20 protein-coding genes are annotated in these 19337 nt (G+C 64.3%); 15 read left to right on the forward strand and 5 right to left on the reverse strand.

Features of this window, described 5'->3' with window-relative positions:
* Nucleotides 1–17: 17 nt before the first annotated feature.
* On the forward strand, nucleotides 18–1241 hold the full coding sequence (locus tag QGG75_21395; GenBank protein ID MDP6069783.1) for an MFS transporter: 1224 nt from the start codon (nucleotides 18–20) through the stop codon (nucleotides 1239–1241).
* Between the two features lie 143 nt (nucleotides 1242–1384).
* Here the strand turns inward: QGG75_21395 and QGG75_21400 are convergent, their stop codons facing one another.
* Genes QGG75_21400 through QGG75_21410 form a run of 3 tightly spaced genes read right to left on the reverse strand, consistent with a single transcriptional unit; the run spans nucleotide 1385 to nucleotide 4852 of the window.
* Nucleotides 1385–2401 (reverse strand): TAXI family TRAP transporter solute-binding subunit, encoded by a 1017-nt coding sequence (locus QGG75_21400; GenBank protein ID MDP6069784.1) that lies wholly within the window; start codon nucleotides 2399–2401, stop codon nucleotides 1385–1387.
* Between the two features lie 16 nt (nucleotides 2402–2417).
* Entirely contained in the window at nucleotides 2418–4346 is a 1929-nt protein-coding gene (locus QGG75_21405) for a TRAP transporter fused permease subunit (protein ID MDP6069785.1), read from the reverse strand.
* The gene (locus QGG75_21410; GenBank protein MDP6069786.1) at nucleotides 4343–4852 is read right to left on the reverse strand and encodes a MarR family winged helix-turn-helix transcriptional regulator; all 510 of its coding nucleotides are present in this window, start codon (nucleotides 4850–4852) and stop codon (nucleotides 4343–4345) included. The genes QGG75_21405 and QGG75_21410 overlap by 4 nt, the downstream gene beginning before the upstream one ends.
* 116 nt (nucleotides 4853–4968) lie before the next feature.
* Here QGG75_21410 and QGG75_21415 point away from each other — a divergent pair, with 116 nt between their 5' ends.
* Nucleotides 4969–6624, forward strand: a complete 1656-nt coding sequence (locus QGG75_21415) for an amidohydrolase (protein MDP6069787.1) — start codon at nucleotides 4969–4971, stop codon at nucleotides 6622–6624.
* A 175-nt stretch (nucleotides 6625–6799) separates the two neighbouring features.
* Here the strand turns inward: QGG75_21415 and QGG75_21420 are convergent, their stop codons facing one another.
* Nucleotides 6800–7015, reverse strand: coding sequence for a hypothetical protein (locus QGG75_21420; protein ID MDP6069788.1), 216 nt, complete (start codon nucleotides 7013–7015; stop codon nucleotides 6800–6802).
* On the reverse strand, nucleotides 7012–7203 hold the full coding sequence (locus QGG75_21425; GenBank protein ID MDP6069789.1) for a sulfur relay protein DsrC: 192 nt from the start codon (nucleotides 7201–7203) through the stop codon (nucleotides 7012–7014). The genes QGG75_21420 and QGG75_21425 overlap by 4 nt, the downstream gene beginning before the upstream one ends.
* 139 nt (nucleotides 7204–7342) lie before the next feature.
* On the opposite strand from QGG75_21425, the gene dsrA reads away from it, so the two are divergent.
* The 13 genes from dsrA to QGG75_21490 all read left to right on the forward strand — a co-directional run bounded on the left by dsrA (nucleotide 7343) and on the right by QGG75_21490 (nucleotide 19133).
* On the forward strand, nucleotides 7343–8572 hold the full coding sequence (gene dsrA, locus QGG75_21430) for a dissimilatory-type sulfite reductase subunit alpha (protein ID MDP6069790.1): 1230 nt from the start codon (nucleotides 7343–7345) through the stop codon (nucleotides 8570–8572).
* A gap of 14 nt (nucleotides 8573–8586) precedes the next feature.
* A complete protein-coding gene (dsrB, locus tag QGG75_21435) occupies nucleotides 8587–9660 on the forward strand; it encodes a dissimilatory-type sulfite reductase subunit beta (protein MDP6069791.1) in 1074 nt (357 codons plus the stop codon).
* 13 nt (nucleotides 9661–9673) lie between these two features.
* A complete protein-coding gene (gene tusD / locus QGG75_21440; GenBank protein MDP6069792.1) occupies nucleotides 9674–10033 on the forward strand; it encodes a sulfurtransferase complex subunit TusD in 360 nt (119 codons plus the stop codon).
* 21 nt (nucleotides 10034–10054) lie between these two features.
* Nucleotides 10055–10453, forward strand: a complete 399-nt coding sequence (tusC, locus tag QGG75_21445) for a sulfurtransferase complex subunit TusC (GenBank protein MDP6069793.1) — start codon at nucleotides 10055–10057, stop codon at nucleotides 10451–10453.
* A gap of 21 nt (nucleotides 10454–10474) precedes the next feature.
* A complete protein-coding gene (gene tusB / locus QGG75_21450; GenBank protein ID MDP6069794.1) occupies nucleotides 10475–10783 on the forward strand; it encodes a sulfurtransferase complex subunit TusB in 309 nt (102 codons plus the stop codon).
* 30 nt (nucleotides 10784–10813) lie between these two features.
* Nucleotides 10814–11146 carry a TusE/DsrC/DsvC family sulfur relay protein gene (locus QGG75_21455; GenBank protein MDP6069795.1) on the forward strand — a complete coding sequence of 111 codons (333 nt, stop codon included), beginning with the start codon at nucleotides 10814–10816 and terminating at the stop codon, nucleotides 11144–11146.
* Nucleotides 11147–11217: 71 nt separating this feature from the next.
* On the forward strand, nucleotides 11218–11934 hold the full coding sequence (locus QGG75_21460) for a respiratory nitrate reductase subunit gamma (GenBank protein ID MDP6069796.1): 717 nt from the start codon (nucleotides 11218–11220) through the stop codon (nucleotides 11932–11934).
* Nucleotides 11931–13421, forward strand: coding sequence for a (Fe-S)-binding protein (locus QGG75_21465; GenBank protein ID MDP6069797.1), 1491 nt, complete (start codon nucleotides 11931–11933; stop codon nucleotides 13419–13421). Before QGG75_21460 ends, QGG75_21465 begins: the two co-directional genes overlap by 4 nt.
* 21 nt (nucleotides 13422–13442) lie before the next feature.
* Nucleotides 13443–15404, forward strand: a complete 1962-nt coding sequence (locus QGG75_21470; protein ID MDP6069798.1) for an NAD(P)-binding protein — start codon at nucleotides 13443–13445, stop codon at nucleotides 15402–15404.
* Between the two features lie 2 nt (nucleotides 15405–15406).
* Nucleotides 15407–15787, forward strand: a complete 381-nt coding sequence (locus QGG75_21475; protein ID MDP6069799.1) for an Hdr-like menaquinol oxidoreductase cytochrome c subunit — start codon at nucleotides 15407–15409, stop codon at nucleotides 15785–15787.
* Nucleotides 15784–16506 carry a 4Fe-4S dicluster domain-containing protein gene (locus tag QGG75_21480; protein MDP6069800.1) on the forward strand — a complete coding sequence of 241 codons (723 nt, stop codon included), beginning with the start codon at nucleotides 15784–15786 and terminating at the stop codon, nucleotides 16504–16506. The genes QGG75_21475 and QGG75_21480 overlap by 4 nt, the downstream gene beginning before the upstream one ends.
* 3 nt (nucleotides 16507–16509) lie before the next feature.
* Complete coding sequence (gene nrfD / locus QGG75_21485) at nucleotides 16510–17754, forward strand: polysulfide reductase NrfD (protein ID MDP6069801.1); 1245 nt, start codon at nucleotides 16510–16512, stop codon at nucleotides 17752–17754.
* A complete protein-coding gene (locus QGG75_21490; protein ID MDP6069802.1) occupies nucleotides 17751–19133 on the forward strand; it encodes a cobyrinate a,c-diamide synthase in 1383 nt (460 codons plus the stop codon). The genes nrfD and QGG75_21490 overlap by 4 nt, the downstream gene beginning before the upstream one ends.
* Nucleotides 19134–19337 lie beyond the last annotated feature (204 nt).

A 19337-nucleotide genomic window follows, 5' to 3' on the forward strand; every position in this document is an offset into this window, starting at 1 on the left:
GGGATTTTGAAAAAGCCATGCCACCAGCGCGCGCCCAGGGCACCACGCTTGTCGTGGTGATGTGCCTGACCCAGGCCACGGGGCTCTTGGGCATGGGGGTGCTGCCGGCGCTGCTGCCCGGCTTCATCACTGAGTGGTCGCTCTCGGGCACCCAAGCAGGATGGCTCAACGGCATCTTTTTCGGTGGCTACATGGTCTCGGTGATCGTGCTGGTCAGCCTCACCGACCGCATCGACGCCCGCTTCGTGGTGCTGGGCTCGACGGCGCTTTCCTTCCTATCGCTGCTCGCCTTCGGCTTCTTGGCCGAGGGTTTCTGGTCGGCGCTGGCGCTGCGGGCGCTGCACGGCGTTGGCTTCGCCGGCAGCTACATGCCCGGGCTCAAGGTGCTGACCGACCGGCTGGAGACCGACGATCCCTCGCGCGGCGTCGCCTTCTATACCGCCAGCTATGCCATCGGGGGCGCGCTGAGCTTCTATTTCGCCGGTAAGATCGACGCCCTTTGGGGCTGGCCGGTGGCCTTCGGAGTGTCGTCGCTGGGGGGGCTTGTGGCTTTTCTGCTGGTCTGGCTGGGGACGGCGCCCAAGCCGGTGGTGCGCGACCACGAGGCGCCGCTGCTGCTCGATTTTCGGCCGGTCTTCAGGAATCGCGCCGCCGTCGGCTACATGCTGGCCTATGCCCTGCATACCGCCGAGATGATGGCCGCCATGTCGTGGACGGTGGCGTTCCTGACCTTCGCTGCCGCGTTGCAGCCGGCGGCGGCGCTGGGCTGGAGCATCACTCTGATCGGTGCCGTGGCCTCGGTCGTCGGTCTGCCGGCCAGCGTGCTGGGCAATGAAGGGGCGCGGCGTTTCGGGCGGCGGCGTTTTATCTCGGTGGTGATGGTTGTGTCGGCTCTGTGCGGTGCCGGCATCGGTTTTGCGGCTACCCTGTGGTTTCCGCTGCTGGTCGGCTTCTGCATCCTCTACAGCGCCGTGATCGCCGCCGATTCGGCCTCGCTGACGGCCGGCACGGTGATGGCGGCCAGGCCCGAACAGCGTGGCGCCACAATGGCCGTGCATTCCTTCGTCGGCTTCGGCGGTGGCTTCATGGGGCCGCTAGCTTTCGGCGCCATGCTCGACCTGGCCGGCGGTGCCGACGTGGTGGCCTCGTGGGGGATCGCTTTCGCCATCGTCGCGCTCGCCACCATCGCCGGGCCCTTTTTCCTCGCTCGCTTTTCGGGCGGCGACGAAATTAGGGGCTGACAATTGATGTTGGCTGTTTCGACTTCCGCCCGCCACCTCGAGAGGCCGGAATGGACCCTATGCGGGCTCCGTGTCGCTTGCTTCGTTAGTAATTGGGGGCCGGCACGGATGCGCCGGCCCCCATGTCTCGGGGTTGCAACCCGCTATTTCCTTGGCTTGAAAACGACCGGTTCCGGAATCGTCCAGCCCTTTTCCTTGTAGTACCTCTCGGCGCCCGGGTGCAGCCGGCTGGCGACCAGTTCGAGGCCCAGCTCGCGGGTAATCGTCGAGGGCATCCACTGGGCGGTTTCGTGTATCTCCCCGAGGTGCTGCCAAATCGCTTTGGTGACCCGATAGACGACGTCGGCGTCGACATGCATACCGGCGGAGAAATTCACCACGGCACCATGTGTTCTGGTCGCCGTGTCGTTGACCTGACTGGAGCCATAGGCCCCTGGCTGGATTGTATTGACCGTGCCACCGATGGCCTTGTTGATCTTCATCTTGTCGACGTTGACATCGAGGATGCGGATCTTTTTCGTCAGAGCGAATTGCTGGATGGATGGAGAAGGCACATTGGTGGGCAGCACGATCACGTCGATCTTGTCGTCCTGGAAAGCCTGAATGGCGGCGTCGAAGCCGAAGCTTTGCACGTCCATGTCCTTGGCCGTGAGACCCACCGTCTGCTTGAGCGCCCGCAACACGACGCCCTTGGCGGCGCCACCGGGAGGACCGGCAAAGACCTTCTTGCCCTTGAGATCGGCAAGCGTCTTGATCCCGGAATCGGCCCTGGTCACGTAGTGATAGGGGCCGATCTGATACGAGAAGATCATGCCGATGTGCTTTTCCAGCTCGGGACCGTTGGTGAATTTCTTGTAGGGGCCGAAGTGGTTGACCAGCAGCCAGTTGATGGTCGGCGAGCCAAACAGGAAATCGACCGAACCTTTGGCCGCGTCGACGAAGTGCTTGGTGGCCGCCCCGGTCGCCCGGACCTGGAAGTCGACCCCGTCGACGTACTTGTTGACGACCTTCGAGATGGCCGTGTTGACGACAAAAGGCGACATCCCGGGTGCAATCGAGGTGACTTTGAAGACTTCCGCTACCGCGGCGGTCGTAAGCAAACCCCCGGCCAGAATGCCGGCAGCAGCCAATCTGAGCGATGTGGTCATGACGTGTTTCATGGTTTCCTCCCTTCAGTTAATTCCGATTGCCGACAAACGACGGCATGAGTCGCGACGAAAAAAGGCCGATGACCAGCGCCAACAGAGCCGCTGGCACCCAGAGCACGGCGATGGGGAACATGGCAGCGGAGCCGACGACGAAGCGTAGCGCTCTCTGCCTGAGTCCGATTCGACCGAGGATCGGATCCGCACCGCCGAGAGACGTGCCAAACATCCAAGTGGCGGCAAGCAGGCGAATGATGGTGGTGACAAGCTCAGCCCAGCTGAACTCGCCGGCCACCAGCAGCAGTGACGGCGAGTAGACGAAGACGTAGGGCACGAGCAAGCCGACAATGGAGATCCTGAGCGCGATGAAAGCCGTTTGCAGCGGATGGCCGCCGGCGATCGGGGCCGCGACGAAGCAGCCGTAGGCGATGGGCGGCACGATCGAGGAGTAGACGGCGAAGTAGAGCACGAACATGTGCGCCGCCAAGGGCAATACCCCGGCCTTGATTATGGCCGGCGCAATCATGATGGCGATGATCAGGTAGGCGGGCAGCGTCGGCAGGCCCATTCCCAGGACCAGGGCCCCGAACATCCCCAGGACAAGGGCAACAATCAGATAATCTTCGCCGAAGACCGAGATCGCTCCGGCGAATCGAATGGCCACGCCGGTCTCGTTCACCACCGCCAGAACAATCCCGATTACGCCAACGGCCAGCATGATCTGGGCCGCCGATCTGCCGCCCTCGATAAGAGCCCTGACGATACGCATCGGATCGTTGCGGAAGGCCGAATTGAGCACGAAACCCGTGACGATTGCCGTCAACACACCGACAAGCCCCGCCGTGGCCGGCGATTTGCCCATGATGAAGGTGATCATCAGCATCGCTATGGGCAGCACGACCAGCAGGGAGTCCAGCCAATCCCGCGCGCTGAGCTGCGGGATCTGGTCCTCGGGCAGGGTCTTGATGTCAAGCCGGATGGCCTCGGCATAGACTTGGGCAAAAAGGCCGATGTACTTGAACAGCGCCGGCAGGGCGGCGGCCGCGATGACCAGCGAAAAGGGCATGCCCACGAGGTCGGCCATGACGAAGACGGCCGCCGCCATGATCGGCGGCGTCAGCTGACCGCCCGACGAGGCCGCGGTCTCAACCGCCCCGGCGAAGTTGGCCGAGAACCCCTGCCGCTTGATCATCGGGATGGTAAAGACGCCGGTGCCGGCGATATTCGCCGCCACGCTGCCGCTCATCATGCCGAACACGGCGCTGGCGACGATGGCGGCGTGGGCGGCGCCGCCCCGGACGCGGGCCATCAGCGCCGTCGAGATATGGATCAGGCTTTCGCCGGCGCCGGTACGTTCGAGGACGGCGCCGAAAATCAGGAAGATCAGGACGTTGTCGGCGACCAGCCCGGTGATGCGTCCGAATACGCCATCGAAGGAATACCAGACGATTTGCATGAAATCGCGCATGTTGACGCCGAAATGCTCGAGAATCCCCGGCAGCCAAGGGCCGGCAAATCCGAAGGCAATGAAAACGAGAGCCATGATCGCCAGCGACCAGCCCCAGGCCCGGATGGTCAACAGCACCAGTGCCGTCATGCCGGCCAGGGCCGCGGCAATGTTCATCGGCGTCGACATATAGAAACCGGTCCACAGCTCCTCCTTGACCTGGAAGAACCAGTAGGCGGAAAAAAGGAAGGCCGCGACGATCAGGGCATCCATGGCCCAGGCGAGAAAACGAACCCTCCAAAAGGCGGGCAGAAGTGCCGCCGGTTGCGTCGTCAGCACGATGACCGCACTGACGGCAATGGCGCCGAAACGGGCGTTGGCCTCGTCGATGACGAAAAAGGCGATGATGGCGATGATGACGAGCGAGAAAAGGCCGGCGCAAATTCGCCCGAATCTCTGAATAGGAAGATAGTTTGCCCTATCGGCAGATGAGCCCCAGGCAGTCTCGCTCATTTGTCCCACTCGCTCTGGCGCAACTGGCTTTCGTTGTGTTCCAGCAGTTTGTCGAGAACGCGCATGAATTCCAGGTATTCTTCCCTGGTCAGAACTTCAACAGCCGCTTCGTTCCTTTGCTTTGTGAATGGCAGTACTCTGTCATGCAGTTGCCTTCCTGCTTCGGTGGTGTGGATTTCCAGCGAACGGGCATCATCCCTGGCCACCATCGTATCAAGGAATCCACGCTCCACCAGCGCTTTGACAATGCGGCTCAGTTGCCCCTTGTCCATGATCAGGCGTCCGGCAATCTCACGAAACTGAACGGGTTCCAGGGCCCGGGCGAGGCCCAAGACGCGCCATTCGTTGAGACGGAGAGCGAACATCTGCTCCGACCAGCGATGACCTGCGCGCTCGTTGATGGCGACCAGCCGGGCCAGCCGGAAAACCATCAGCTCGGTGATATCCTGGGCTGGAGGATGAACAGCCTCAGCGGCAGGATCGCTCGCGGACGCCTCTATAGTCATGTTCCCTCTGAATTTCGGTATGACCAGGGAAATCATTGACATATTCAACGAATATGGTGACTTTGTCAACGAACCTGGGCCAATCTTGAAGAATCCTACTGTTCGGCAGGGCAATCATGACCACGACACATGCAGATGAGATCTGGATCGCCGAGCGGATCGAAACGCTCAAGCCCAGCGCCCCGCGGGCAAAGGCCATGGCCGTCAAGGAAGGCCGCATACTGGCCATCGGAGAAGAGGCGGATATCCGGGCCTTGGCGGGACCGGGCACGCGCCTCAACGATCTGGGCGGCGGCTACCTGATGCCGGGGCTGGTCGACAGCCATACCCATGCCTTGTGGGGGGCGTGCCGGGACCTGTTCGACGTCTATGTCGGCTATCAAGCGAGTTTCGCCGAGCTGATGCAGGCGGTGGCGGAGCGCACCGCCTCATTGGCAGCTGGAGCATTCGTGCTTGGCGGACCCTGGCGCCCGGATATGCGTGCGCAGATGGGATCGCGGCCGCGGGATGTCCTGGACCGGGTCTCTCCGGCCCATCCTGTGGTGCTCAACGACGTGACGCAGCACTCGCTGTGGTGCAATTCGCGGGCCCTGGAGATTGCCGGCCTGACCGCCCACAGCCCGGATCTGCCGGGTGGGGTCATGGAACGCGATGCGGCCACCGGGGAGCCCAACGGCATACTCTCGGAAAATGCCTGCCGGCCGATCAAGCGCCATCTCGAGCGCACGGAGGCACAGCTGGCGAAAGCCGCGCGTCACCTGGTGCGCTATTTCAATGGCTTGGGTGTCACGGCCCTGAAGGATCCCATGGCTTTCGAGCCCGATCTCCAGGCCTACAAGGCGGCCGACGAGCGGGGTGATTTGACCCTTCACGTGGCCGCCCATCTGACCAAAAGCTCGCCGCTCTCGCCCGACGAGGTTACCTACGACATGCTGGAGGAATGGCGCAGCGCCTACGCATCCGCCAACCTCAGGACCGGTTATGCCAAGTTGTTCCTGGATGGCGTTGCCCCCAGCCACAGCGCTTCATTCATTGATCCCTATCTGGCGGAAAGCGGCTATGACGCCGATTTGCACAACCCTCTAGCCACGCTTTTGATGTCGCCGGCGGAAATGGCCGAGACGGTTGCCGAGCTCGACCGCCGCGGCTTCGTCACCAAGATCCACGCCGTCGGCGACTTTGCGGTCAGAACCGCCCTGGACGCCATCGCAGCCGCCCGCCAGGAGAACGGACCCAGCGGTTTGCGTCACGAGATCTCCCATTGCCCGTTCATTCACGACAACGACCTCCCGCGCTTCCGGCAACTGGACGTGGTCGCCGAGGTATCACCGAAGATCTGGTTTCCCAATCCCGTGACGGCGGGCCAACGCGCCGTTCTGGGAGACGAGCGAACAGAGCGTTGCCACCGCATCGCCAGCCTGCTGGCGGCCGGGGCCGAACTCACCTACGGCTCGGATTGGCCCGCCGCGGCACCCGACGCCAACCCCTGGATCGGCCTCGCCGGCATGATCAGCCGTCGCGACCCCACCGGCACCTTCGCCGGCAACGTCGGCGCCGAGCAAGCCATTTCCCTGGCTCAGGCCTTGCCCATCTTCACCCTCAACGGCGCCCGCTCGATGGACCTGGAAAGGGAATGCGGCTCGCTCTCGGTCGGGAAATGGGCGGATTTCGTGGTTCTCGAACGCCCATTGGAAGATTTGTCCGCCGAGGAAATTGGAGCGGTTGAAGTTAAGGAAACCGTCTGGAAAGGGGGATCGGTATTTTCCCGATAACCGCGCTTGGCGACACGCCGACCTGCATCCTCGTTTCATGACGTGAGCGGAAAGGTTCTACGAGCGGATGCCAGAGGCATTCTGCTGTGATGATTTGCCGGCTCGCCCGGGCGGCGGCGGCGGGAAACGTCTCTTGGTGATCAACCCTTGGGCACGACCGAGCGTCGGCACTTTATCAAATGTCCGTATCTCCGGCCCAGTCGAGCATGGCCTGGCCCCACGCGCGCGCCGTTTCGGCGTCGATGTCGAGCACCGTGTGGCGCCGGCCTTCGCGCAGCCGCAGGCGCAACAGCCTGAGTTCGCCGGCCGCCAAATCCTCGAGGCGGATCTCGCGGCCGTAAGGGGCAGCGATGGTGGCTAGCGGCGCGGCGCTTTCGAAGCCCCCGCTCATCGCTCGTGCTCCGTGAAGGCGCTTTCCAGAACGAACTCCCGGTTTTCCGGCGTGTCGGCGTAGGGCGGGCGTTCGTCCATGGTCAGCAGGATCATGCCCTGGCGGCCCAGCGCCGCGACCACGCCGGCGAGTTCGTCGAAGTGCTCGAGGTCGCTGTGGGCCTTGACTATATGGCTGAGGTAAAGCATGGCTTCGTCTCGTGTTGCGGCGCAGGCTAATTAGGAAAATACTGTTATGCCTTGTCGCTTCCCATAATATTAGCATAATGTAATATACAAGGCGCGAGGAGGGAGTTGAAGGGTGGCGAAAAAGAAACACGAAACACCGATGCTGGACGTTCTCGAAGACGGTCCCTGGCCGAGCTTCGTGACCGGACTCAAGCGCCTGGCCGGTGACGAGAAAAATCCCCAGGCCGGCATGATGAACGATCTGCTGGGCCAGCTAGAGCGTTCCTACGAGACGCGCAAGGGTTTCTGGAAGGGCGGCACGGTCGGCGTCTACGGCTATGGCGGCGGCGTCATCCCGCGCTTTTCCGAGATCGCCGAGGACTACCCCGAATCGGCCGAGTTCCACACCCTTCGCATCCAGCCGCCGGCCGGCATGCACTACGACACGGCGACGCTGCGCAAGCTTTGCGACATCTGGGAGAAGCACGGCTCAGGCCTGATCGCGCTGCACGGCCAGTCGGGCGACATCATGTTCCAGGGCTGCACCACGGAGAAAGTGCAAGAGGCCTTCGACGAGCTCAACGAGTTCGGCTTCGACATGGGCGGTGCCGGTCCGGCGCTGCGCACTTCCATGAGCTGCGTCGGCCACGCGCGCTGCGAACAAAGCTGCTACGACGAGGTGCGGGCGCACCGCAACATCATCAACGGGCTGATCGACGAAATGCACCGCCCGGCGCTGCCCTACAAGTTCAAATTCAAGTTCTCGGGCTGCGCCAACGACTGCGTCAACGCCATTCAACGCTCCGACTTCGCCGTCATCGGCACCTGGGCCGATGACATGCAGGTCGACCAGGGCGAAATCCAGGCCTACATCGAGAAGGCCGGGCGCAAGTATTTCATCGACAACGTCATCGCGCGCTGCCCGACCAATGCGCTCAGCCTCAACGACGACGACTCGCTCGACGTCGACAACCGCAGTTGCGTGCGCTGCATGCACTGCATCAACGTCTGCACCAAGGCCCTCAAGCCAGGATCCAAACGCGGCGTCACCATCCTCATCGGCGGCAAGCGCACCCTCAAGATCGGTGACCTCATGGGCAGCCTGGTAGTGCCCTTCATGCCACTGGAAACGGACGAGGATTTCGAGCGCCTGCAGGAGATGGCCGAGGAGACCATCGACTTCTTCGCCGAGAACGCGCTCGAGCACGAACGTATCGGCGAGTGCATCGACCGTATCGGCTTGGTGCCTTTCCTGGACGGCATCGGCCTCGAGGTCGACCCCAACATGGTGGTTCATCCGCGCACCAACTCCTACGTCCGCACCGACGACTGGGACGAAGAGGCCGAGAAATGGCAGCAGCGCCGCGGTGGCGCCCAGGCGGCCGAGTAGGGGAGGGGAGAGGTATGTCCGAAGCCCCCCGCGAAGCCATCGAAAGCGGCGTTCCCGATCCCTTCCCGCTGATGCACCCGCTGATGCAGAAGAATTACGGCGACTGGACCTGGCACGACCGCCCCCGGCCCGGCGTGCTGCACCACGTGGCCCACTCCGGCGACCAGATCTGGACCGTGCGGGCCGGCACGCCGCGCCAGCTCGACGTCCACCGCATCCGCGAGCTTTGCGATATCGCCGACCAATATGCCGACGGCCACGTGCGCTTCACCTCGCGCAGCAACATCGAGTTCATGCTGGCCGAGGAAGGCCGCGTGGCGGCCCTGATCGACGAGCTCGAAGGCGCCGGCTATCCCGTCGGCGGCACCGGCAACTCGGTCTCCCAGATCAACCACACCCAGGGCTGGCTGCACTGCGACATTCCCGGCACCGACGGCTCGGGTGTGGCCAAGGCGATTATGGACGAGCTCATCGACGAGTTCCGCAACGAGGGGATGCCCAACCGGGTGCGCCTCACCACCTCGTGCTGCCAGATCAACTGCGGCGGCCAGGGCGACATCGCCCTCAACATCCAGCACACCAAGCCGCCCAAGATCAACCACGACCTGATCGCCGGTGTCTGCGAGCGCCCGGCCGTGGTGGCGCGCTGTCCGGTGGCGGCGATCCGTCCGGCCCTGGTCAACGGCAAGCCCTCGCTGGAGGTCGACGAGAAGAAGTGCATGTGCTGCGGCGCCTGCTATCCGCCCTGTCCGCCCATGCAGATCAACGACCCCGAGCACACCAAGCTGGCGATCTGGGTCGGTGGCAAGCATTCCAATGCGCGCTCAAAGCCCACCTTCCACAAGCTGGTGGCCGCCGGCATCGTCAACAACCCGCCGCGCTGGCCCGAGGCCGCCGCCATCGTCAAGCGCATCCTGGCCGCCTACAAGGCCGACGGCCGTGACTGGGAGCGCCTGGGCGAGTGGATCGAACGCATCGGCTGGCCACGCTTTTTCGAGCTCACCGAGATCCCCTTCACCAAGTACCACATCGACGACTGGCGCGGCGCCCGGGGCAGCCTCAACGCCTCGGCTCATGTCAGGTTCTAGTTAGGAAACCTCCATGGACTTCGGAATCCTCGTCAACGAAGGCCCGTTTACCCACCAGGCTGCCGATACGGCCTACCATTTCGCCAAGGCGGCGCTGGCCAAGGGACACAAAGTGAGCCGTGTGTTTTTCTTTCACGACGGCGTCAACACCTCGAACAAGCTGATGGAGCCGCAGGTCGACGACCGCAACCTGATGAAGTTGTGGTCGGAACTGGCTGCCGAGCACGATCTCGACTTGGTGGTCTGCGTGGCGGCGGCGCTGAGGCGCGGCCTCAAGGAGGAGATCCTGGCCGCCGGCTTCCGCATCTCGGGCCTGGGCCAGCTCATCGAGACCGGCATCCAGGCCGACCGCCTGGTGGTTTTCGGCGATTGACTTGATTTGCGGGAGAGGAAGATGAGCGAAACGGAACCTTGGGAGGAAGGCGAAGGCGGTGTCGTCAAGCGCTTCCTCTATGTCAACCGCAAGGCGCCCTACGGCACCATCTATGCCCTGGAATGCCTGGAGATGGTACTGATCGCGGCTGCCTTCGACCAGGACGTCAGTGTCGTCTTCATGGACGACGGCGTTTACCAGATCAAGAAGGACCAGGACACCGAGGCCATCAACATGAAGAACTTCTCGCCCACCTACAGGGCGCTCGATGACTACGACGTGGAAAAGCTCTACGTCTGCCGGCGCTCGATGGAGGAACGCGGGCTTTCGCCCGACGACCTGGTGGTGCCGGTCGAGGTCCTTGAGACCGAGGCGCTCAGGGCGCTGATGGCCGAACAGGACGTGGTCCTGAGTTCCTAGGCCAAATGTAGGGATCAAGACATGCCAATGCTGCACACCGTCAACAAGTCGCCCTATGAACGCAAGGCACTGGAACGCTGCCTCGAATTCGCCGAAGACGGCGCCGCCGTCTTGCTCATCGAGGACGGCGTCTATGCCGCCGATGGCGCCGGCGCCGCGGCCGGGCCTCTGGGCCAGGCCATGGGGCGTCTTAAGGTCTATGTGCTGGGTCCCGACTTGGCCGCCCGTGGCCTGGCCGAGGATCGCCTGCTCGAGGGCGTCGCCGTGGTCGACTACGGGGGCTTCGTCGATCTGGCGGCGGAGCATTCCGCCGTTCATTCATGGTTATAATGGGCAATCTAAGAAGGAGGTAAGGGGAACATGGCTTACGAACTCAACGGCGCCACCGTCGAGGCTGACGAGGAGGGCTACCTGCAGGACATCGGCCTCTGGAACGAGGAATTGGCGGGCCTGATCGCCGAGGACGAAAAGATCGAAATGTCCGAGGATCACTGGCAGGTCGTCAATTTCCTGCGCGATTATTACGATGAATACCAGATCGCGCCGGCGGTCAGGGTGCTGACCAAGGCCATCGGCAAGAAGCTGGGCAAGGACAAAGGGAACAGCAAGTACCTCTATGCCCTCTTCCCCTACGGCCCGGCCAAACAGGCCTGCAAGATCGCCGGCCTGCCCAAGCCCACCGGCTGCATCTAGCCAGCCAGCTCGCTGGCCTTTTGTTGTTGCTGGGTGCCGCCGTTAGAGGCGGTTCCGGTTGAGGGCGTGCGATGACGGTACTTGGGGTTATTTTCGCACTTCTGCTGTATGCCGCCACCTTGATTTTGCTGGCCGGGCTGGGGCGCAAGATCGTGGCCTACTGGCGGGCGCCGGCGCCGCTCAAGATCCCCACCATGCCGGCGCCGCTGGGGCGCTCGGGGGTGGTGCTCAGGCTGGGTCGCGAAGTGGTGCTCTTTGAGAGCCTGTTCAAATCCAACAAATGGCTGTGGATCTTCGGCTGGGCCTTCCATGCGGCGCTGCTGCTGGCGCTTTTGCGCCATGGCCGCTATTTCGTCGAGCCGGTGGGGTTTTTGTTGACCAGGCTGCAGCCTTTCGGTGAATACGCCGGCTTCGCCATGGTGCTGGCGCTGCTCGGCCTCTTGGCCCGGCGCCTGGTACTGGCCCGGGTGCGTTTCATCAGCGCGCCATCGGATTACCTGATGCTGCTGCTGATCATCGCCATTGGCGTGAGCGGGCTTTTCATGCGCTACGTGGCACGCACCGACATCGTGGCGCTGAAGGCCTTCACGCTGGGCCTGGTGCGCTTCGACTGGCAGCCGCTGCCGGCCGATCCGGTGCTGCTGGTGCATCTTTTCCTGGTGGCGCTGCTGATGGCCGTGTTGCCCTTTTCCAAGCTATTGCACATTCCCGGCCTGTTTTTCAGCCCCAGTCGCAACCAGGCCGACGATGCCCGCGAGCGGCGCCATGCCCCGGAGGCGGTCCGATGAACGACTTCGTGACGCCCGAAGTGGGCGAATTCATCGAGACCCCGGAAATCGAGTCCGGTGCCATGGCCCACAGCCAGCCCTTCGTGGCGGCGGCCGAGCACCAGGAGGCCCTGGGCTTTCCCGGCGAGCTGGTCGAGGACTGGCAGCAGAAGGCCATCGTCCGCCTGGGCGAGTTGCTTAAGGAAAACCGCGGCCTCGGGGTCTTTCTCGATAGTTGCGTGAAATGCGGCGCCTGCACCGACAAGTGCCACTATTTCCTCGGCACCGGCGATCCCCTGAACATGCCGGTGGCGCGCCAGGACCTGTTGCGCCAGGTCTATCGCCGCCATTTCACCGTTGCCGGCAAGCTGTTGCCCGGGCTGGTGGGAGCGGCCGAGCTGACGCGCGAACGGCTGGACGACTGGTACCGTTACTTCCACCAGTGCTCGCAGTGCCGGCGCTGCTCCGTCTTTTGCCCCTACGGCATCGACACGGCCGAAATCTCCATGGCGGCTCGCGAGATCATGGATTGCATTGGCCTGGGCCAGAAATATTCCAACGAGATCATCGCCAAGGTGCACAAGATCGGCAACAACCTGGGCCTTCCGCAACCGGCGCTGGTCGACACGCTGGAGGGCCTGGAAGAGGACATCGAGGACGAAACCGGCGTTGCCGTGCGCATCCCGGTGGACGAGAAAGGCGCCGACGTGCTGGTGATCACGCCCAGCGCCGATTTCTTCTCCGAGCCCCACGTTGATGGCCTAATGGGTTACGCCAAGGTCTTCCACCAGGCCGGCATCAGCTGGACGCTGAGCTCGGCTGCTTCCGAGGCCGCCAATTTTGCTCTGTTCATCGGCTCGCAGCGCCAGATGCAAGAGGTCGCCATGCGCATCCGCGATGCCGCCCTCGAGCTCGGCGTCAAGCGCCTGGTGGTGGGAGAGTGCGGCCATGCCTGGCGCGTCGCCTACAGTTTCTGGAACACCCTGGTCGGGCCTTTCGATTTCCTCGATCGTGATTTTCCCGCGCCGCAGCACATCTGCGAGATGACTTATGACCTTATCGAACGCGGTGCGCTGAAGCTCGACCCCGAGGCCAACGACGACAAGGTCGTGACCTTTCACGATTCCTGCAACGTGGCGAGAGCCTCGCGCATGGGCGGCTGGCCCGGTGGGCAATTCCATATCCCTCGGGCCATCCTGCGCGCCTCGGTCAACAATTTCGTCGACATGGCCGAAGAGACCATCGGCGAGGCCACGTACTGCTGCGGCGGCGGCGGCGGCCTCTTGACCGACGACCTGACCGAGCTGCGCGTCAAGGGCGCCTACCCCCGCATGCAGGCCCTGCAGCGCGTCATCGAAGACCACGGCGTCACCCACTTGGCCGCCATTTGCGCCATCTGCAAGAGCCAGTTCAGCAAGGTGCTGCCCTACTACGGCCATGACATGGACATGATCGTCGGCGTGCATCAGCTGCTCTCGAACGCCATCCAGCTTGGTGGCGAACAGTAGTCACGAGATTCGAGGAAAGACATGGACGACAAGGTCGATACGGAACTCGCCGCCCGCACGGCACGGCGCTACCAGGACGGCGACGACGCGCCGGGGCCGCTGGACGAGCAGATCTTCATTGCCGACTATTCCCACAAGTGCCCCGTCTACGTCCACCGCACGCCGCCCTGCCAGGGCAGTTGCCCGGCCGGCGAGGACATCCGCGGCTGGCTGCAGATCGTGCGCGGTATCGAAAAATCGGGCGCCGAATCAGATGACGACAGCGATTGGCAGGAATACGCCTTCCGCCGCCTGACCGCATCCAATCCCTTTCCCGCCATCATGGGCCGGGTCTGCCCGGCGCCCTGCGAGGACGGCTGCAACCGCAACGAGGTCGAGGAACAGGTCGGCATCAATGCGGTCGAGCACTTCATCGGCGACAGCGGCATCGAGCGCGGATTTGGGCTCGGTGAGGCGGGCGCCGATACGGGCAAGAAAGTCGCCATCATCGGCGGCGGACCGGCCGGCCTGGCGGCGGCCTACCAGTTGCGCCGCCGCGGCCACGGCTGCACCGTCTTCGACGACCACGCCGACCTGGGCGGCATGATGCGCTATGGCATCCCCGGCTACCGCACGCCGCGCGACGTCATCGATGCCGAGATCAAGCGCATCACCGATATGGGCGTCGAGATCCGTCTCCAAACCCGGGTCGGCGTCGACGTCACGCTGGAGACCATCGAGAACGACTATGACGCCATCCTGGTGGCCATCGGCGCCCAGGCCGGCACGGCGCTGCCGGTGCCGGGCGGCGAGGCGCCCAACGTCATCTCCGGGATCTCGTTCCTTGCCGCCTTCAACGAGAACCGCCTGATGCACGCCGCCCAGCGGGTGCTGGTGATCGGCGGCGGCGACACCGCCATGGACGTGGCGGCGGTGGCGCGCCGCATCGGCCACATCGAAAACGTGGCCGAGAAAGACCGCGTCGAGCACGTCATCATGGGCCACACGGCCCACGACGTGGCCACCGTGGCCAAGCGCCAGGGCGCCGAGGTCACCATCGTTTACCGCCGCCCCATTGAGCGCGCCCCGGCGGCCAAGATGGAGATCGAGCACGTGCGCCAGGAAGGCGTCGAGATCCGCACCTGCCTGGCCCCGGTCGAGGCGGTGCTGGGCCCCGACGGCCGGGCCACGGCGCTGCGCGTCATCGAAGTGGAGTGGGAAGACAATAAGAAAATGACGGCCAAGGAGGGCTCCGAGTTCGACATCCCCTGCGATCTGATCGTGCCGGCGCTGGGCCAGGTCGGCGACTTTCGCGGCATGGAGGGTCTGGCCAACGAGCGCGGCCTGGTCGATGCCGACAAGAACTTCCAGGTGCCCGATAAGCCCGGTTACTTCGTCGCCGGCGACATCGTCAATCCCCACCTTTTGACCACCGCCGTGGGCCAGGCCACGGTGGCCGTCGAGAGCATCGAGCGCTACTTGCAAGGCGAAGAAGTGGGGCGCCGGCCCAAGGTCGAGGTGCGGCACTTCGATCTTTTGCAGAAACTGCACGAGGGCCAGCTCGAGCCCGAGGCTTTCGAGCCCGGCGAGGTGCGCGGTACCGACGCCGCCAATTTCGCCGTGCACAATTACGAGAACCGCTCGTTCCAGGAGATCATCCCGGCCGACCAGCTCTTTCTCGGCCACTGGGACACGGTGCCGCGCAACCGGCGTAGCGAGATCGAGATCGGCACCGAGGCCGTTCTCGGCCATTTCTCCGAACGCATCAGCGGCCTTGACGAAGCCGCCGTCAAGGCCGAGGCCGAGCGCTGCATGAGCTGCGGCATGTGCTTCGAATGCGACAACTGCGTCGTCTTCTGCCCCCAGGTCGCGGTCAAGCGCTCGAAGCGCGGCGAGAGCACCATGGGGCGCTACGTCTACACCGACTATTCGCGCTGCATCGGCTGCCACATCTGCGCCGACGTCTGCCCCTCGGGTTACATTCAGATGGGGCTGGGGGAGTAATCATGCCGCTGCGGCTCGGCGCCTGGCTTTTCGTGCTGCTGCTGGTCCTGCCGGCAGCGGCCGGCGAAAGGGTGCCGCGGCCCGAGCCGCCGCGCGGCCGGGGCGAGGCCTGTGTCGCCGAGGTGGATTACATGCGCCGCTTCCACGGCGACGAGCTTAGGCGCCAGCGCGACCAGACCCTGCGTCTGGGCATCCGAGGCGGCAAGTATAGCCTGGCCGGCTGTCTCGACTGCCACGCCGTCAAGGACGCCCATGCCCAGCCCGTGGGCTACGACGACCCGCGGCATTTCTGCCAGTCCTGCCACGGCTATGCCGCCGTGCGCATCGATTGCTTCGATTGCCATTCGGCCAAGCCGGATCAGCGGGCGGGGAGGGCACAGTGAAGACCCGGCGGACCCTACTCAAGGGCGGTGCGGCCTTCGCCACCTTGGCGCTGGCGCCCGGCCTGACGCTGTTGGCCCAGGCCAGGCCGGCTGGCGTCGCGGCCTCGGCGGCGGTGCGCTGGGGGCTGTTGATCGATGTTGCCAAGTGCGCCGACGACTGCCAGGCCTGCGTCGCCGCCTGTGCCGAGGAGAACGGCCTTGGTGGATCAGGCCCCCGGGACCGCCCGGCCACCGACGCCCAGTGGATCCGCAAGGTCAAGGTCACAGGTGGCGCCTCGGACGGCAGCTTTTCGCTGCCGCTCATGTGCCAGCACTGCGCCAACCCACCCTGCGTCGACGTCTGCCCCACCGGCGCCTCGTTTCGCCGTGCCGACGGCATCGTGCTGGTCGACAAGCACATCTGCATCGGTTGCCGCTATTGCATGATGGCCTGCCCCTACAAGGCGCGCTCGTTCGTGCACCAGCCGGTGCGGGGCCAAAAGTCCTTTGCCCCGCGCGGCATGGGCACGGTGGAAAGCTGCACCTTCTGCGTCCACCGCGTCGACCGGGCCGGCACGCCGGCCTGCGTCGAGGCCTGCGCCGAGACCCACGGGGCCATGCTATTCGGCGACCTCATGGACCCCGCGAGCCAAATCTCGCGCCGGCTCACGGCCCGCGCCGGCCGCCGCATCCGGGCCGACCTGGGGTTGGATCCGGGCGTCGTCTACAGGGGGATCTGAGCGGTGCCCGGCATCACCTTCAAAACACTGCCCGCCAGCCGCGGTTTCTGGATCGTCTTCCTGGCGTTGGGCGCGCTGCTGTTGGTCGGCTTGGTCTGTGCCTTGGTGATGGAAACCGCCGGCCATGTGGTCACCGGCATGAACAACCAGATCGTCTGGGGCATGCCGCACGTCTTCGCCGTTTTCCTCATCGTGGCCGCCTCGGGCGCCCTCAACGTGGCCTCCATCGCTTCGGTTTTTCAGCGTGCGCCTTACAAACCTTTGGCGCCCTTGTCGGCGCTGCTGGCCATCGGCCTGCTGGTCGGCGGTCTGGCCGTATTGGTGCTCGATCTGGGCCGCCCCGACCGCCTGCTGGTGGCCATGACGAGCTATAATTTCAGGTCGATCTTCGCTTGGAATATTTTTCTCTATGTCGGTTTCCTCGGCATCGCCGGGTTCTATCTCTGGTTCCTGCTGGAGCCCCGCCTCGCCCGCGTCGCCAAGCCGGCCGGGCTGGTGGCCTTTCTCTGGCGCCTCGTGCTGACCACCGGTACGGGCTCGATCTTCGGCTTTCTGGTGGCCCGTCAGGCCTACGACGCGGCCATCATGGCGCCGCTTTTCATCGTCATGTCGTTCTCCTTCGGCCTGGCCATCTTCGTGCTGGTGCTGCTGGTCGCCTGTGCCGCCGACGGCCGGCCGCTGGGTGAGGCGCTGCTGGCCCGGCTGGGCCGCTTGCTGGCGATCTTCGTGGCGCTGGTGCTCTATTTCACGACCGTGCAGCACCTGACCAACCTCTATGCCGCCGAACACGCCGGCATCGAACGTTTTATCTTGCTCGAGGGCGGCGTCTTTGCGCTGCTCTTTTGGCTGGGCCAAGTGCTGATCGGCGGCGTGCTGCCGCTGCTGATCCTGCTCAACGATCGTCTGGGCACCTGGTCCGGGCGCTTGCTGGCGGCCGCTCCGATGGTGGTCATCGGCGGGCTGGCGCAGGTCTACGTCATCATCATCGGCGGCCAGGCGTTTCCGCTGCTGCTGTTTCCCGGACGCCAAGTGACGAGCTCGTTTTTCGATGGCGTGGTTTCGGGCTACGCGCCCAGCGGCCTGGAGATCGGCCTGGGCATCGGCGGTCTGGCGCTGGCGCTGTTGATCGTGCAGCTCGGCCTCGGGCTCCTGCGCCTATTGCCCGAAAGCCTGGCCGACAGCGCGCCCGAGCCCGAGCCCGACCCCGAACCCGAGACCGAGCCGGAGGCCGCGACGGCCGAGCCATGATCGCTTTTCTGGTCTCGGCGGCGCACAAGTCCTCGGGAAAGACGACCATCGCCACGGGCCTGGCGGCGACGCTGACGGGCCGCGACTTGGCTGTCCAGAGCTTCAAGAAGGGCCCCGACTACATCGATCCCATGTGGCTCGGCCGGGCCGCCGGCCGGCCCTGCCGCAATCTCGATTTCTGGACCCAAGGTGCGGCCGAGATCGAAGCTCATTTCCAGCGCTTTGCCGGGGCTGCCGAGGTTGCCATCGTCGAGGGCAGCAAGGGGCTTTACGACGGCATCGACCCGGCCGGCGGCGACAGCACGGCGGCGCTCGCCCGCTTGCTCGGCCTGCCCGTGGTGCTGGTCATCGACTGCCAGGGCATCACCCGTGGCGTGGCGCCGCTGATTCTCGGCTACCAGGCTTTCGAGCCCGATCTGGCCATCGCCGGCGTGATCCTGAACAAAGTCGGCGGCGAGCGCCACGAGGGCAAGCTGCACGCCGCCGTCAACCACTACACCGACCTGCCCGTGCTGGGCGCCGTGCAGCGCAACCGCGAGCTCGAGATTGTCGAGCGCCACATCGGCCTGGTGCCGACCAACGAAGCCGACGGCCCCGACCGCCGCATCGAGGTCATCGCCGAGCACGTCTCCGAGCACGTCGATATCGATCTTTTGCTGCGCCGTGTGGGCAGTGTGGAAGTTCCGGCGCTGGCGCTGGCGGCGACGAGTCGGAGTCCCGACGTACGCCTGGCCGTGGCCCGCGATGCCGCCTTCGGATTTTACTACCCGGGCGATCTGGAGGCGCTGCAGGCGGCGGGGGCCGAGATCGTCGCCTTCGATACGCTCTCGGACCCGGTGCTGCCGGACTGCGACGGGCTATTTATCTCGGGCGGCTTTCCCGAAACTCAGATGGCGGCGCTGGAAGCCAACGCGGATTTGCGCCAAGCGATCCGCCAGGCCCTGGCGGCCGGCCTGCCGGCCTATGCCGAATGCGGCGGCCTGATGTACCTGGCGCGCTCCATCGCCTGGCAGGGAGAACGCCGCCAGATGGTCGGCGCCGTGCCGGCCGATGTGGTTATGACGCCCAGGCCCGTGGGCCGGGGCTACGTAAGATTGCGCGAAACCGGCGCCGGGCTTTGGCCGCTACAAGGAAAAGCAGGCGAAAGCCTGCCGGCTCATGAGTTTCATTATTCGCGGCTCGAGAACCTCGACCCCGAGATCCCCTTCGCCTACCAGGTGCTGCGCGGCCACGGCTTCGACGGCCAGCACGACGGCCTGGTGGTGGGTAACCTTCTGGCCGGCTACGTCCACTTGCGGCACGTCGGGGGGAACCCCTGGGCCGACCGATTCGTTGACTTCGTGCGTCACTGTCGAAAAAAAGGGGGTGGGTACATCTAGGCCAAAATACACTTGTCAGACTATCCACATCCGAATACCACAGGATGACCACTAACTTTCCCTCTGAAATTGGGTTATTATTAAAAAGGGAAAAATGAGGACAGGTAGCTTTAAGGCCTTATGTGCTTCTCCCAATTTCTCTTCTGTCCGAATAGCAATGGTAGATAGCATAATGAACTTGTCAGCAGCTATTGCTTGAATGAA

The organism is Alphaproteobacteria bacterium (assembly GCA_030740435.1).
In the GTDB taxonomy this organism is placed as follows: domain Bacteria; phylum Pseudomonadota; class Alphaproteobacteria; order UBA2966; family UBA2966.